Genomic DNA, 15,055 nt, shown 5'->3' with positions numbered 1-15,055 from the left:
AGAAGTTCCTCTATATAAAAGATGATAAATCTTCAACGGAAGATTCCCCTGTAAACAGGAAATGGCAGAATAGGGACAAACCTATATTTTGAGACTAGCCCCAAAAAAAGAAATTAAAGAATTCACATTGGACTTTGATTAGAAAAACTTCAGCATGCTCAGGAAATCTTAACTGAGGTGTAAAAAAGGGATGATGATTGGCTCTATCAAAGGCTAATCAACCTTCCATCACTATTTAATCGATTTCATATGTTTGAGGATAAGCTGAGTCATTTTATGAAAATTAGAAAATGATGTGGGATGAAGCAAGGGCATTTAAACAGATAAAGGTGAGGGGGGACCATTGATGAATTATTTTATTAGAACATACCAAAAGCAAGACCTCCCATTTTTGTGGGATATGCTCTATCACTCTATTTATCTACCTGAAGATGAAAAGCCAGCAAAAGATGAATTATTGAAAGAACCTTCGATTGAAAAATATCTGAAGGACTGGGGACGAGCAACAGACCATGCATTAATTGCGGCCGATGATTGGGGGAAGCCCCTTGGCGCCATTTGGATGCGCTTATTCGCTCAGGAAAGTGCAGGATACGGCTTCATAGATGAAGAAACACCTGAGATTGGTATGGCTTTACTTCCTGAATGCCGGGGGAAAGGAATGGGTGGAAGTTTATTGAGGGCCCTTTGCGACCTCGCTTGTTCCTTGAATTATAAAGCAGTATCACTCAGTGTAGATCCTCAAAATAGGCAAGCTGTACATCTTTATGAGAAAACCGGCTTTGTAAAGGTGAAAGAAGATGATGGCGGATCGTGGGTGATGCGAAAGCAGCTTTTAAAGGACTAATCTTGACTAAGATTATGTCTTTGAATGGGAATCGTAAAGTAAAAAAGAAAATAAATGGATAAACGGATGCAAAGTAAGGTTCTGCTCGCTATAATGAAACACAAATTGTTTGAATCATCAATACAAGGAGTGGTGACAGTGTCTTTGGAAGCTGTAAAAGACTATTTCCAACAAAGGAATCGAGAACAGGATATTATTGAACTTGATTTATCTAGTGCAACGGTAGGTTTAGCAGCTGAAGCATTAGATGTAGCTCCTGAGCGAATTGCAAAAACCCTAGCATTTAGGGGAAAAGAAGGTGAAGTGGCCATTCTCGTTGTTGCCGCAGGAGATGCTAAAGTTGACAATAAAAAGTTTCGTCAAACCTTTGATCTAAAAGCGCGTATGTTAAGTCCAGAAGAAACATTGGAACATACCGGACATGCTGTTGGTGGGGTATGCCCTTTTGGTTTGAAAAAGGATTTGCCGGTTTTTCTAGATGTTTCCTTAAAGCGCTTTGATACGGTTTACCCTGCTTGTGGAAGTGGCCAATCCGCAATTAAGTTGACTTGTGATGAGCTGTATCAGTATGGGAATGCCAAGGACTGGGTCGATGTATGTAAAGGGTGGAATGATAAGGATGATGGTCAATAAGTAGTCAAAAGGATCTAAGATTGACCAGTACATAATCGTCATTGAAAATTTACTATTCTTATGTTAGAGTAAATTTCAATTCAAGAGGTGATTTCAGTGCTCAACCCAATAACGACACAACATCATCATATTTATTAGCCTTGCTATTCGTTTTTTTAAATCATCGACTATAGGAAGGCTATTACTCATGAACCGCATGGATTAAGGAAATTCGCTTAATCATATGCGGTTTTTTATTTACAACAGTTTTGTGGTTTCACTTAGGCTGCACAAGCTTGATATCCGGGGATAAGTTGAAGGAAATTGCGACGTAACACATGAATCGCCGCTACGGAAATACACTCCGCTTTCCGCGGGCGGCTGGTGAGCCTCCTCGCGCCCGCGCTCCGGGGTCTCACCTAGGCCTCTGCTCCCGCAGGAGTCTACGTGTATTTCCTTCGCTAGTTAAGGATGATCTGATTTAAGCTGCACTTAAGCTAAAATCATCTTGAGAAGAAAAGGCAAAGATGCCCGGTTTTTCCTATCAAAAAGCACCGACAGCACGCAAGTAGATTGGAGCGTAAGGTGCGAGACTCCTTCGGGAACAGCACGAGTCCGAAGATCCACTTGGGAACCAAATCATCCATTCCAAGTTAGCTGAGGCCGTGCCCGAGGAAAGCGAGCGACCTGGAGCGAAGATCTACACTATTAGCTGGGAAAGGTATCACCTTACCTGTTACGTCGCAATCTATGTCAATTGCAACATTGAGCCGATTGTACCTTATTTAAAATGGAGGAATGTAAGATGAAATTAAAAAATGTAAAAGGGACTCAGGATTTCTTACCTGAACAAGAAAAAATCAGGAGAAGAGTGAGAGCAACGCTAGAAGAAGTTTTTACACAGTACGGCTGTGAGCCTTTAGAAACCCCAATTTTAAATGAAGCGAGTCTACTTGCTTCAAAATATGGTGGGGGAGCAGAGATCTTACAAGAAATGTACACTCTGTCAGACCGCGGCCAAAGAGCTTTGGCCTTACGTTATGACCTTACGATTCCTTTTGCTAAGGTGGTGGCTATGAATCCGAAGGTTCGGCTGCCCTTTAAGCGCTATGAAATCGGGAAGGTCTTCAGGGATGGGCCAATAAAGGCGGGAAGGTTCCGAGAGTTTACCCAATGTGATGTTGATATTGTCGGGGTCGAATCTGGAATGGCCGAGGCAGAACTTATGACCATGGCCATCGATGCGTTTTCTAAGCTGGAAATGAATGTCGTCATCCAATATAACAATCGGAAATTATTAACCGGCATCCTTGAAGTATTAGAAACCCCAACTGAGAAAGTAGGCGAGGTGATCCTTATCTTAGATAAATTAGAGAAAATTGGCCTTGAGGAAGTGATGATTGAATTACAAGAAAAAAACGTCCCCATCGCAACTATGAGGCGTATCGAGACATTACTGCAAACCCCTTTGGCAAAGGACCTCTCCTATTATGAACGCTTTACAAGTGTAAGTAATCAACTGGAACAAGGGCTAGCTGAACTCAAGGAACTACAAGTGTACTTAGAGACCTTGGGATTAGTTAAGATATGTCAGTTTAATCCGTTTTTGGCGAGAGGATTAGAAATCTATACGGGAACAATCTATGAAATTTTTCTAGCTGAAGGAGAGATCAAATCTAGTATTGGGAGCGGCGGTCGCTATAATAATGCCATTGGAGGATTAATGGGAAAAGATCAAACCTTTGCTACTGTGGGGATTTCTTTTGGACTTGATGTGATTTATACGGCACTTCAATTATCAGAAAAAACAAGCGACAAGGATTCTCAGCTTGATTATTATATTGTCCCGATTGATGCTGGAAAAGAAGCACTAGTGGTTGCACGCAGCTTGAGGCAAAAAGGGTTTAAAGTTGAAGTTGAGATGAGAAACCGTAAATTGAACAAAGCATTGGAGCGTGCAAATAAGGAGAATATCTCTCAGGTCATCATCATTGGCGAAAATGAAATTAAAAACAATCGCTATACCATCAAAGAGATGAAAACAGGAGAAGAAAGACTGGAAGCCTTTAATTATTAAGGGAAAAGCGTTGCTCACACTTCTTAATCTTCCGATGTTACATGCTGATACAGCCATCATGAGTTTTATAGAGCGTGTAATAGATCGATTATCTGTCTCTTTGTCTTAAGCTGAATTTTAAGCACTCTTTATTATAGGAGCGCTTAAATTTTTGATCAATCGTTCAAAATATATTGAATTTTATATTCGTTAAAAGTAGAATATATTAAATAGAATAACTCTACGAGGTGAAACGAATGGATATTATTAACACATCAGTTCGTCAACGCGAGACCTATCAAGTGAAGTTAAGCGCTTCATTGCTGTGGGAGTGTGCGTTAGGTATTGCCGCCATTACCAATACCCAACTGCTTGATACATTAGAGAAGCCATTATCTCAAGTGAATAAATCTTTACCTGGCACGCTGTTAAGAGAGCTGGACTACGTTCAAAAGAACAACACATGGAAAACACTGCTTCAATTGTTGCATGAGAAAGAATGTATGACACTTGACTCTTTCACAACTTATATAGATGAGCTTCCAGAAATTGAATTAAGAACGATCGCTATACCTTTTACTGGGTTTCATCATGAGGAAACTCGTAAAGAAGCAGCCAAGGGAAATGATCATGCACTTCATACACTTAAGTTGATAACAGCATCGAATCCATTCTTTCCAAGTTATATAGAATTTATTAGCAAAGTAGAAATCAAGGAATTAAAGAGGCATCTTGTTCATGTTATGAGCGAATGGCACCATACCTATCTCAGTTCACAAGAAGAGCGACTGGATAACATTTTAAAAAGAGATGTCGCATCCAAAAAACAAATGCATGGCAAATTAAAGCCTGAAGCCTTTGTGGAATGGGCTACGGGAGGCGTCACATATTTACCGGAACCCAGTGTGCAAAATGTGCTACTCATTCCTCAGTATATTTATCGTCCGTGGACGCTCGAAGCGGATATTGCAGGGACAAAAGTATTCTACTATCCCGTTACAAATGAGAGTATCAATCCTGATGATAAATATGCCCCCAATTATTTTCTCGTCCAAAAACATAAGGCATTGGGAGATGAAGTCCGACTCCGAATGGTGAAATTGCTCTCAGAGAAAGCGCGTTCCCTTCAAGACATCACTTCAATCCTCGGTTTGGGCAAATCGACAGTACATCATCATTTGAAAATTTTACGTTCCGCTCGGTTAGTAGACGTTGAAAACGCAACCTATTTTTTAAAAATGCACGCAGTGGCTGCTTTATCTCAAGAATTGGATCACTATTTGTGGGACAACTAAAAGGAGGGGACTCATGTTAACGGACTCGGCATTAAAAAATGAAGAAAAATTACCTGAGCTTAGAAGAAATTATCCACTTTTTAGATTTGTAGGTGGAAATGTTATTTCTTTTTTTGGAGATCAAATCTATCTTATTGCACTGCCGTTAATTGTACTTGCGATTACAGGATCTCCATTAAGTATGGGGATGATTTCTGCACTCGAGCGTTTACCTATTGTTTTGCAACCGATTACTGGAATTCTTTCAGATCGTCTCAATCGCAAATGGCTGTTAATGATCTGTGATATGGGGAGATGTTTGATAATCGGACTGCTGGGTGTGCTATTTATTCTGGAGCACTTACACCTGTGGGAGCTAACGATGGCAGCTTTACTTATTGGGGTGATGAGTCAAATTTATAATACGTCTCAATTCGCATCTGTACCGCATCTTGTCCGCCGGAATGATCTACAATTCGCCAATTCAATCAATGCTGGACTTTCTAATACAGCAGTTTTATTAGGACCGACTTTAGGTGGGTTGATTATTAGTCTTTACAACCCCGGTTATGCCTTACTCGTTAATAGCTTCAGTTTTTTTATTTCTTTTCTCTCCATTTCAAGTGTTGCGTTAACACCAAGGGGAAAAATACCGTCCAAACAATCCTTTGTCAAAGAAATCAAAGAAGGCTTTCAATTTGTCTTACAAAAAAAGCCGATTTTATTTACGAATTTAGCAATTTTGACTTCAATGTTTGGGACAACCTTTTTTCTTACGCTCATGATTTTTCATTTGAAAGAGTCGGTCCATCTGTCTGCAAACCAGATTGGCTGGTTAGTTTCAATAGGAGGTATAGGCTCTATCTCAGGCTCGATCTGTACTTATTTTTTGATAAAACAAATGTCCTATCGCACGCTTCTATTTCTTTCCTCCGTTCTTGGAGGGATATCACTTTTATTCTTTAGTGATTGTCATACGTACATAGGATTAATCGTTTATAATGCAATGGGGACCTTCATGGCTTCGATCATGAACCCTTGTATTGTCACGATCCGACAGCTTTTAACTCCGGATCATTTACTCGGACGTGTCCAGGCCACCAGTCGTTTTATGGCTTGGGTGTTACTCCCCTTGTCTGCCTTTTTAGCAGGTGTCCTTGCTCAGGCAATAGGAACACATCTGACTATTTTCATAGGGGGTATCTTTACGACATTGTCCTCAGTCTTTTACCTGCATCCTTCACTGAATCACGTCACCAAGAAGGGAGAAAAAGTATGAGCACACATTTATATTTGGTTAGACATGCCCATTCTGTATACTCTGCTGATGAATTTGGGCGTCCCTTATCAGAGCAAGGCCGTCATGATGCACTTCTTGTCACTGAATGTTTAAAAACAGAGGGCATTGATCAGGTCATTTCAAGCCCTTATCAACGGGCGAAGGAGACCGTCCAAGGGATTGCTAGCATTATCCACAAAGAAATCGAAATCATTTCGGATTTACGAGAGCGTCAATTATCGAGAGTCCCCGTTAATGATTTTAATTTAGCTATAGATAAAGTATGGCAAGATCCTAACTTTTCGTTTGAAGGCGGGGAATCGAATCATAAGGCACAAAGAAGAGGTGTCCAGGTCATCCTTCAACTTTTAATGAAATATGCTGGAAAACGCATTGTCGTTGGTACTCATGGGAATTTAATGGTCCTCATTATGCAGCATTTTGATGAACGCTACAATTATGAGTTTTGGAAAACACTTGATATGCCGGATATCTACCGATTCAGCTTTGATGGCCAGCATTTAAAAGAGGTTAAAAGACTTTGGAAGAGAAGTCAAAGGGATGAATGAGGCAGGAATCATAGGCGATGGAAGAGAAAAGAGTAAAAGGAAGAATGTATATTGTTATTGAAACAGGCGAGCGATTAAATGTTTTAATGGAGGTCAATCAATCCTTAGAAGAATTAGTGAGTAAACCAGAAAAATATTATGTTAACTGTAGTGTAATAAAATCACAGTGAAAGTCCTTAGAATATTCTATCACCCGTGATGATCGTGAAGTCCTACTTAAAACAAATGCGATAACCTTTGTTGCAAGAAAGGGGTAAGGATCATTGTTGACATTCAAGAGAGTTTTTTTGGATGGGTGAAGGGATGGAAGATCGAATGGATAAAACCTTCAAATAAACGATGAGGAGAAAAGGGAATATGAACTTATTTACGGCCGAAATAAATGGATGGTCTTCATGGGGAAAGGTATTTCAATCCATTTCTACCTTTAAACCGTTGATTAGACATATCTTTGCTGAAGAAAACCTTCCATTGTCGAAAATAGAGCGGTGTACGCCTGGGACTCACGCTGTCTTTAGAGTCGGAGATTATGTGATCAAAATCTTTGCTCCTGAGGAATCTGGATTTGATGGCACTGTAGATTTTGAAACAGAGGTTTTTGCAATGCAAAGGGCGACGATGTTAGGTGTCTCTGTACCAAAGCTCATGACATGTGGTGCCTTACAAGTTCAATATCGCTTTTCATACCTTATTATGGAATACAAGAGTGGCATTGAATTCAATAAATTAAGCCCTACTTTAACCTTTGAGCAGAAGGTAGCAATAGGGCAGAGACTGCGCGTCATCACAAATACATTAAATCAACCCTGTGACGCTTTTAATCAAATCGACGTAATTCATGGAGAAAATAGACAACAACGCTGGGAAAAATATGCTGAGAGATTCAAAAGAGAGCGGTTAGACTATATTTCTTCTCATGATTTTGGAGAAAAAGTCTTTGTCCATGGCGACTTAAATGGAGACAATATCTTATTATCCCCTGAAAAAGAGTTAACGATCATTGATTTTGCTGATGCCGTATTAGCGCCAGCAGTTTATGAACAAGCTTTAATCGTATGTGAGTTATTCCAATTTAATAAAGCCTATATGCAGGGCTATTTCGGCGATTATACGGTTGATGCAATCACCGACCTTTGTTTTAATGGCTTGTTGATCCATGACTTTGGCGGAGATATTATTGAACAGAGAGTTGGTCCAGTCGATCAAATAAACAGCTTAGAAGCACTACACAGGTGTCTTTATCTATGTATCAAATACACTCAAACATTTAAAGGTCCATATGAAGCTTGAGTTTTTATCTGTTTTAAGATGGTCACATGGAATGAGGGTAGGAATAAGCCGCAAAGGTTCAAAGTCCATAGAGCTATGGACTTTTTTATTTAAATTTTAAAATTTTGTAGACAAAAGTGATAAATGCTGTAAGAATACAATTTAATTATAAATTTAAACGTTTAAGGAGCATTTTAATGGGAGACCATCTATCTTTAATTGAGCCTACAGAAGAACTTCAGGAGCAATATCTTGCATTTTATAAAGAGTGGAAGGAAAGTGGCGAGGACATGATCCCTTGGGTCATTAGCAAAGATCCCAAGGATTTCAAAGCGATGGTTGAGTGGCTACAGGATTCTAAAAAGGGGACAAATCTAAAGCCAGGCTGGGTACCTGACTCAACGTTTTGGCTGATTAACCTAAATAGAGACATCATTGGTGTAGTCAACATTCGTCATGATCTGACGGAAAAATTATATCAATATGGTGGTCATATTGGCTATGGGATAAGGCGGTCACAAAGGCAAAAGGGCTATGCCACACGATTATTGGCTTTATCACTGGAAAAATGTAAAGTGCTTGGATTAAATAAGGTGCTAGTCTGTTGTGATGAAGACAACATTGGATCTGAAAAAACGATTCTCAATAACGGCGGTATCAGAGACACTGATTTTATCGAAGAAGACGGAAATGTCGTGAGAAGGTACTGGATTGAACTTAATAAACAATAGACTCATTTCGCTTCGTTTGTTGTAATTGATATAGATTGCGACGTAATTGCAAGGTGATACTTTTCCGAGCTAATAGTGTAGATCTCCGCTCCAGGTCGCTCGCTTTCCTCATGCCCACAGGACTAAGGAAAGCGGAGTGTATTTCCGTAGCGGTGATTTATGATTTACGTCGCAATTTCCTTCAATTAATGACTTGAGAAAAAACAGCTGAACAATAAAAAGGAGGTTAGCTATAATGGAATTTGTTATTGAATCCATCAAACTCGAAGACTATTTAAAGGAAACGCCAGAAGTCAATTACTTTCATCCCCTTATTCAAGATAAGGTTAGGAGATTTTTTAATCCTTACCAGACAGACATTGAGAAGGCGAGAAAAGCCTTTGAGTATGTTCGAGATGACATTGCCCACTCGTATGACATCCAAGGAACGATCGTAACAGCAAAGGCTTCTGATGTTTTACTTCATAAGCAAGGCATTTGTTACGCGAAAGCGATGTTGCTTGCCGCTTTATTGCGTTCACAAGGCATTCCGACAGGCTTTTGTTATCAACGTTTAATGTTATTTGATGTCCCTGAAAAAGGGTATTGCATTCATGCTTTAAATGCCGTTTATTTGAAAGAGCTTCAGCATTGGGTTAGGCTAGATGCCCGTGGAAATAAACCTGGGGTGAATGCCCAATTTTCTCTAAATGACGAACAGCTCGCCTTCCGCGTAAACGAAGCTGTGGACGAGAAGGACTATAATGTGATTTACTGCCATCCCCATCCGAAAACTGTCGCTGTTTTAAAAGCGCATAGCGACGCTCAAGAGATGTATAGGTATCATTTACCACAAGAGATATAGTGAATGTCAGTGTGGTCACTTCCATTATACTATTTTATGATGTTGAATTTTAGACTTTATTTCCTTTTTTATATTGGTAGTGTTATAAGTATCATGAAGAAGGGGGGAATAGAATGATCGACTACAGAATTATGACTCAAGAAGGTTATACAGAGAATATTGGGAGTCTTGTTTCTATGCTGACCCACTCACGAAAGGTGACTTTAAGTGAGATTGCAGATTTAACTCCGTATGATCTCGATTTTTTAAGTGATGAAAAGGGGAATACCATAGGAGCTTTGCTTTTACATATTGCCGCCATTGAAGCTGTCCATCAAGTGATTTCATTTGAAAAGAGGGATTTCACTGATGAAGAATATGCGAAGTGGGGGACCGCTCTTACTTTAGGAGAAAAAGCCCGCCGAGAAATAAAAGGATTTTCAGGGAATTATTATCTCTCACAATTATCGGAAGTTCGAAAAAAGACATTACAAATATTACAAACCAAAACGGACGAATGGTTATTAGAGGAAAGCTATTGGCCTAATGGTGTTGCTTATAATAACTACTATCTCTGGTTTCATGTCATGGAAGACGAGATTAACCATCGAGGACAAATCCGAACACTCAAACGATTAATAGCCACTTCGACTTCATAAAAGAAATGAAGAAAGTGACGAATGATTAGCCATTTTAAGAAAAACTGGGCGAAAATGCATGCCCGGTCCTTATTAAGGCACTGAAAATGTTTCTTATACTTATACCAAGGCAGTCTGCAAGGAGAAAATTATTACATATGAAAGAAGAAAATAAGCTAAAGGAAGTCGATTTATACAAACCCATTCAGAACTATTTTTTAAATGAAAACTACGAGGTTTATAGCGAAGTTAAAGATTGTGATCTCGCGGCAGTCAAGGATGATGCATTGGTTTTAGTTGAATTCAAGCTTAACCTTAGTGTCGATTTACTGATTCAGGCGACTAAACGTCAACGGATCACTGACTGTGTTTATATTGCGATACCCAAACCGAAACACCGATTGAATTCAAAGCGTTGGGCAGACAAGTGCCATTTAGTGCGCCGATTAGAACTTGGTTTGATTGTCGTTTCTTTTTCAGGAAAACGGGCAAAAGCTGAGATTCTCTTTCACCCATCAACGTTTAGCCGTCGAAAAAGTAAGGCAAAGAGAGCGAGTATCATTAAAGAAATTGATGGGCGCAGCGCGGATTACAATGTAGGTGGAATGAATAGAGCGAAAATCATGACCGCCTACAAGGAAAATTGTATCCAAATTGCCACTTACCTTGATCAGCATGGTCCATTGTCTCCGAAAGCATTAATAGAAATGGGGACAGGTAAGAAAACCTCTTCTATTTTGACCAAAAATTATTACCGTTGGTTTGAAAGAATCAGGAGGGGGATCTATGTCCTTAATGAGAAGGGAAAACAAGAGGTGAAAGAATATCCAGACCTTGTGAACTATTACTTGAAAGGATTACATCCAAAGGAGTGAGAACAATACATTTAGGAGACCCGATCGCAAAGGGGAATACGGCGAAAATCTATCTTTATGATCATAAGATTATCAAACTTTTTAATGATGACTTGCCTGATACAGAGGCTTCATATGAAGCTAATAAACAACAGTATGCTTATTCATGCGGACTGCCTGTTCCCAAAATTTTAGATGTTACGAAAATAGACGGGAAGCAAGCGATAATCATGGAATGTATAGAGGGTAGAACTTTAGGTGAACTCATAATGGAAAATAAGGAACGAACCGACCATTACTTGACTCTGTCCGTCGAAGTGCAACAACAAATTCATAAGATTCGTGCAGATTCATTTGAGCCTATGAAGGAAAAATTGCGTCGGCAAATTGAATCAGCCCTCATGCTCAGTCAAAGGCAGCAATCTTTTTTACTAAAAAGATTGGAATCTATGACTGTTGGAAATCATCTTTGCCACGGAGATTTCCACCTCTTTAATTTAATTATGTCAGAAAATAAAGTCATCATCATAGATTGGGTCGATGCGAGTGCAGGGAATCCATGTGCCGACATCTATCGAACCTATCTTTTGTATTTGCAATTCTCAGGTGAATTAGCTGAACGGTATTTACAAATGTGTTGTAAAATGAATGGATTGCCAAGGGCAGCGTTCCTTGAATGGGCCCCTATCCTTGCCGGTGCTAGATTATCTGAAAACGTCTCTTCAGAAAATAGTGAGCGTCTTATAGCTATTGTGAATCAGTACTGTGATTAATGTTTCAAAAAGTTCAAGTGAGGACGGGAGAACAGGAACAGCCTTTTGTTATAACGTCAGAATGTATAACTCCTCGGAAATAAGTACAGCTTCGACCTTTCCCATTAAGGCATAGTGGGAGCCAAGCCTTTTAGGGAGAGCTTAGATTCAAAAGAAAATTAATCAGTACAGTATAGAGATTTATCATATTAGGTGTACAGCAGTCAAACAATTAAGTATTCAGCTTATATTTAGCAATTCATAAAAATGGACGATCACCCAAACGGTCACTCGTCCATTTACTCATGAGTGATGAGTACCTAATTAATATCCCTTTCCTTATCGGCTTCAGAGGGAAGTGTAAAAAACTGCCGATGCTTGTAAAAAATAATAAACACACAAAGCATTAAAGTGGAAGCTAAAAGGAAGATTTGACGTACACCCACAAGATCCGTTAAATAACCCAAGATAACGGTTGAGACTCCGAAGGTCCCTGTAATGAGTGTGTTTTGAACAGAATAGACTTTGGGCAATTTATTTTTATCGATTTTCATTTGAATAACGACTTGCTGTGAGATATCTTTCATTTGTCCAAAGAGCCCCATAATTCCTGACAAACTCAAGGCAATGATCAGTGAACTTATTATTCCGTAAACGAAATCCACGAAGAGTGTTGAAAAAATACCAATCATTAAAAACAGGCTTAAGTGCTTTTCGATTAATTTCTCGTTTTTTAAGCAAAAAAGGCCACCGAGCATAAGGCCACCAAAGAAAAGACCGTTAATATAACCCCACCATTGCTGACTCACTCCGAGTACATCTTCAACATAAATGTAGATAATCGCAGCTATCCAGACAACAGCGGCAATGTTTTCAAGGATATCCATGAGCGCTATTGTCCGCAAAAAAGGTGTATGCCAAACCATCGTCCAGCCCTCAGATAATGATTGAGCCATTTTTTTCACATGCTCAGCCTTCTCTACTTTAACAGACTGTAATAAAAACATTCCTATTGAAGCGAGTACATAGAGAAAGCAGATAACCCAGAGGCTTTCAAGAGGTGATGACCATTGGGTGACTAAGAGACTTCCAAGTGGCCAGCCACCGAGGCGAATGAACTGATCAAGTGTGGCGAGTAAACTGTTTGCTTTGACAAGTCTATGCTCAGGCACATAATGGGGAATCAGGGCATTTCTACATGGAATTGCACAACCATCTAAAAGCCCAATAAAAGCAACCACCGAAAAAATAAAAAACACACCCAATTGTGAGCCAAAGCCCATACAAAGGATGAGTAACGTTTTACAAGTCTGCGAATATGCCAACAAAAATTTCAAAGAAAAGCGGTCTATTAGAAGAGGTGTCATCATTCCTGAACAAAACATTGATCCAGTGATCAAGAATGGGATGAGAGACATGTAAAATGCCGAGTGAGTAAACATATAAATCAATTGAATGACACTCACTGTATACATGACATCTCCAAAATTAGCAAATGATTGACCGATCCATAGATAGTGAAAAGAGCGCTTATCCATCTGTACTCGAATCCCCTTTATTATTTAATTTGCTAAGTGGGAAACAAGTGGATCACACTGGACAAAACTCTCCTTTTCCGAATAATAAACATTTTTTAGAATTATAACACGATAACTTTTTAGCGTCAAAAGGAGTCGCTTTCATACATGCAGTCATAAGTTATGAAATGTCATCGGTCTTTAGGTATACTGTATGATAGGATATAGGCCATTTTAAATATTCTAAAAACGTGAAAGCGAATGGGGGTTCCGTCATGAGGCTAGTCTATGCTTCAGATCTACATGGAAATAAAGATCACTATATTCAACTTAGGAAATATGTACAAAAGATGAATGTAGAGGCGCTTATTTTAGGTGGAGATTATTTTAAATATACAATAAATCCCAATGAGCAATTTGTCTTTATGGAGGTGTTCTTCATTCCTTTCATTCATTCATTATCAATACCCGTCTATTTAATTGCTGGAAACGTTGATTTAAGTAACGTCTATGAACAGCTTAAGATATCGTTACACAACTTAGAAGTCTATTTTCTCGAAAGACATCCGTGTTATATTGATGAATCAATATCAATCCACGGTCTCCCTTACACACCCCCGAGTCCTTTTAAATTGAAAAACTTTGAAAGAAGAGATTTACGTTTTGATGATGTCAAAATTGACTCCAATGCCTTTATTTTAAACAATAAAAATGCACCCAACACGATTTCTGAAGACTATTTAAATCAATTACCGAGTATCGAAGAAGAAATTCAAGGGTTCTTTGGTTTGAATGCTATATGGGTCATCCACACGCCTCCTTATGGTGGAGTGTTAGATGTTATTCATAATGGCCGTTTTGTAGGAAGTAAAGCTGTAAGAAATAAGATTATTAAAGAGCAACCCTTATTAACATTACATGGTCATATCCATGAATCACCTCATCTGTCAGGACAATGGATTGAAAGAATTGGAAAGACCGTTTCCGTGAATCCAGGACAAGGTCAGGAACTGCATGCAGTGATCATAGACATAAATGCACAGAAGAAAACCATTGCGCTTGAGCATACTCTATTTGGGAAATATCAAATGTAAGCCTAATCCTTTAGCCAAATGATTCTATGATTCTCGGAATGTCATTTAAATTAGCGCAGGTAACGTCAACACAGGGATGAGCATTGTGTCCCCCCATGTGAACGGTAGACATTCCAAGTGCTTTTGCCGGGATAATATCCGCTTCTAAATTGTCACCCACAAATACAGCTTTCTCACTCAATGTATTTAGAGCTTTTAGAGCCAACTTGAAAATAGCGTGATCAGGTTTTCTTATATTAACCGAACCCGATGTCACGATCGTATCAAAATATTGATCGATGCCTAAGGAGGCTATTTTGTTTCTTTGATAAAAATCTCTTCCATTCGTCACTACCCCTAATTTGAAGTGCTTGCTCTTCAAGACTTCCAGCATGGAATGAAGTCCTTCATACCCCACACAATGTAAGTGGAAATTTTGATTTAAATCTTTAAGCAACATAGGGAGTAAGTCTTCCTCTATGTCAAAGGAAGCCACTAGCTGTTTATATACTTGATCTTTTGGAAGAACAATCATATTAAGTGCTACAAACTTTTCAATAAAATCTTGCTCACGAGAGATAAATCGAGATAATGAAAACTTATTGAATTGATAGCGGGAAAAGTTGTACAAAGATTGCTTTTTATCAAGCAAGGTTTGATCAAGATCAAATAGGACAGTATCTCTTTTCATGATTATTCTCCTTTTAGAAGTGTCTATCTTCTCCGGTGTCTATCATACTATCTAGACGTTTGGATTGCAG

General features: G+C 39.0%; 16 protein-coding genes. 14 read left to right on the top strand and 2 right to left on the bottom strand.

From position 1 onward, the window contains the following. Positions 1-346 precede the first annotated feature (346 nt). The 13 genes from IEV91_RS04395 to IEV91_RS04335 all read left to right on the top strand — a co-directional run bounded on the left by IEV91_RS04395 (position 347) and on the right by IEV91_RS04335 (position 11,725). Positions 347-847 (top strand): GNAT family N-acetyltransferase, encoded by a 501-nt coding sequence (locus tag IEV91_RS04395; RefSeq protein WP_188496190.1) that lies wholly within the window; start codon positions 347-349, stop codon positions 845-847. A gap of 138 nt (positions 848-985) precedes the next feature. Beyond that, positions 986-1,480 carry a YbaK/EbsC family protein gene (locus tag IEV91_RS04390; RefSeq protein WP_188496189.1) on the top strand — a complete coding sequence of 165 codons (495 nt, stop codon included), beginning with the start codon at positions 986-988 and terminating at the stop codon, positions 1,478-1,480. Between the two features lie 784 nt (positions 1,481-2,264). Beyond that, positions 2,265-3,536, top strand: a complete 1,272-nt coding sequence (locus IEV91_RS04385) for a histidine--tRNA ligase (RefSeq protein ID WP_188496188.1) — start codon at positions 2,265-2,267, stop codon at positions 3,534-3,536. A 236-nt stretch (positions 3,537-3,772) separates the two neighbouring features. Next, on the top strand, positions 3,773-4,810 hold the full coding sequence (locus IEV91_RS04380) for an ArsR/SmtB family transcription factor (RefSeq protein ID WP_188496187.1): 1,038 nt from the start codon (positions 3,773-3,775) through the stop codon (positions 4,808-4,810). 13 nt (positions 4,811-4,823) lie between these two features. After that, on the top strand, positions 4,824-6,068 hold the full coding sequence (locus IEV91_RS04375) for an MFS transporter (protein ID WP_188496186.1): 1,245 nt from the start codon (positions 4,824-4,826) through the stop codon (positions 6,066-6,068). After that, positions 6,065-6,637 carry a histidine phosphatase family protein gene (locus tag IEV91_RS04370; RefSeq protein WP_188496185.1) on the top strand — a complete coding sequence of 191 codons (573 nt, stop codon included), beginning with the start codon at positions 6,065-6,067 and terminating at the stop codon, positions 6,635-6,637. The genes IEV91_RS04375 and IEV91_RS04370 overlap by 4 nt, the downstream gene beginning before the upstream one ends. A gap of 17 nt (positions 6,638-6,654) precedes the next feature. After that, a complete protein-coding gene (locus tag IEV91_RS04365; protein ID WP_188496184.1) occupies positions 6,655-6,807 on the top strand; it encodes a hypothetical protein in 153 nt (50 codons plus the stop codon). A 187-nt stretch (positions 6,808-6,994) separates the two neighbouring features. Then, positions 6,995-7,927, top strand: a complete 933-nt coding sequence (locus IEV91_RS04360) for an aminoglycoside phosphotransferase family protein (RefSeq protein ID WP_188496183.1) — start codon at positions 6,995-6,997, stop codon at positions 7,925-7,927. Between the two features lie 176 nt (positions 7,928-8,103). Then, entirely contained in the window at positions 8,104-8,637 is a 534-nt protein-coding gene (locus IEV91_RS04355; protein WP_188496182.1) for a GNAT family N-acetyltransferase, read from the top strand. Positions 8,638-8,872: 235 nt separating this feature from the next. Beyond that, positions 8,873-9,481 carry a transglutaminase-like domain-containing protein gene (locus IEV91_RS04350; RefSeq protein WP_188496181.1) on the top strand — a complete coding sequence of 203 codons (609 nt, stop codon included), beginning with the start codon at positions 8,873-8,875 and terminating at the stop codon, positions 9,479-9,481. A 113-nt stretch (positions 9,482-9,594) separates the two neighbouring features. Next, the gene (locus IEV91_RS04345; RefSeq protein WP_188496180.1) at positions 9,595-10,119 is read left to right on the top strand and encodes a DinB family protein; all 525 of its coding nucleotides are present in this window, start codon (positions 9,595-9,597) and stop codon (positions 10,117-10,119) included. Positions 10,120-10,256: 137 nt separating this feature from the next. After that, positions 10,257-10,973 (top strand): DUF2161 domain-containing phosphodiesterase, encoded by a 717-nt coding sequence (locus IEV91_RS04340; RefSeq protein ID WP_188496179.1) that lies wholly within the window; start codon positions 10,257-10,259, stop codon positions 10,971-10,973. A gap of 5 nt (positions 10,974-10,978) precedes the next feature. Further along, entirely contained in the window at positions 10,979-11,725 is a 747-nt protein-coding gene (locus IEV91_RS04335; protein WP_188496238.1) for an aminoglycoside phosphotransferase family protein, read from the top strand. A 299-nt stretch (positions 11,726-12,024) separates the two neighbouring features. Here the strand turns inward: IEV91_RS04335 and IEV91_RS04330 are convergent, their stop codons facing one another. Next, positions 12,025-13,242 (bottom strand): MFS transporter, encoded by a 1,218-nt coding sequence (locus IEV91_RS04330; RefSeq protein ID WP_188496178.1) that lies wholly within the window; start codon positions 13,240-13,242, stop codon positions 12,025-12,027. Positions 13,243-13,496: 254 nt separating this feature from the next. Here IEV91_RS04330 and IEV91_RS04325 point away from each other — a divergent pair, with 254 nt between their 5' ends. Beyond that, positions 13,497-14,315: a metallophosphoesterase family protein gene (locus tag IEV91_RS04325; protein WP_188496177.1), complete on the top strand. Its 819-nt coding sequence runs from the start codon at positions 13,497-13,499 to the stop codon at positions 14,313-14,315. A gap of 10 nt (positions 14,316-14,325) precedes the next feature. Here IEV91_RS04325 and IEV91_RS04320 read toward each other — a convergent pair whose 3' ends face one another. Then, entirely contained in the window at positions 14,326-14,985 is a 660-nt protein-coding gene (locus tag IEV91_RS04320) for an HAD family hydrolase (protein ID WP_188496176.1), read from the bottom strand. Positions 14,986-15,055 lie beyond the last annotated feature (70 nt).

This window comes from Pullulanibacillus pueri, from assembly GCF_014639255.1.
GTDB lineage: Bacteria > Bacillota > Bacilli > Bacillales > Sporolactobacillaceae > Pullulanibacillus > Pullulanibacillus pueri.
This window is presented reverse-complemented; position numbering and strand designations above follow the sequence as displayed.

Coding starts and splice junctions, on each gene's coding strand:
- IEV91_RS04395 (WP_188496190.1), top strand. CDS start 347: ATGAATTATTTTATTAGAACATACCAAAAGCAAGACCTCCCATTTTTG.
- IEV91_RS04385 (WP_188496188.1), top strand. CDS start 2,265: ATGAAATTAAAAAATGTAAAAGGGACTCAGGATTTCTTACCTGAACAA.
- IEV91_RS04380 (WP_188496187.1), top strand. CDS start 3,773: ATGGATATTATTAACACATCAGTTCGTCAACGCGAGACCTATCAAGTG.
- IEV91_RS04375 (WP_188496186.1), top strand. CDS start 4,824: ATGTTAACGGACTCGGCATTAAAAAATGAAGAAAAATTACCTGAGCTT.
- IEV91_RS04370 (WP_188496185.1), top strand. CDS start 6,065: ATGAGCACACATTTATATTTGGTTAGACATGCCCATTCTGTATACTCT.
- IEV91_RS04365 (WP_188496184.1), top strand. CDS start 6,655: ATGGAAGAGAAAAGAGTAAAAGGAAGAATGTATATTGTTATTGAAACA.
- IEV91_RS04360 (WP_188496183.1), top strand. CDS start 6,995: ATGAACTTATTTACGGCCGAAATAAATGGATGGTCTTCATGGGGAAAG.
- IEV91_RS04355 (WP_188496182.1), top strand. CDS start 8,104: ATGGGAGACCATCTATCTTTAATTGAGCCTACAGAAGAACTTCAGGAG.
- IEV91_RS04350 (WP_188496181.1), top strand. CDS start 8,873: ATGGAATTTGTTATTGAATCCATCAAACTCGAAGACTATTTAAAGGAA.
- IEV91_RS04345 (WP_188496180.1), top strand. CDS start 9,595: ATGATCGACTACAGAATTATGACTCAAGAAGGTTATACAGAGAATATT.
- IEV91_RS04340 (WP_188496179.1), top strand. CDS start 10,257: ATGAAAGAAGAAAATAAGCTAAAGGAAGTCGATTTATACAAACCCATT.
- IEV91_RS04330 (WP_188496178.1), bottom strand. CDS start 13,242: ATGGATAAGCGCTCTTTTCACTATCTATGGATCGGTCAATCATTTGCT.
- IEV91_RS04325 (WP_188496177.1), top strand. CDS start 13,497: ATGAGGCTAGTCTATGCTTCAGATCTACATGGAAATAAAGATCACTAT.
- IEV91_RS04320 (WP_188496176.1), bottom strand. CDS start 14,985: ATGAAAAGAGATACTGTCCTATTTGATCTTGATCAAACCTTGCTTGAT.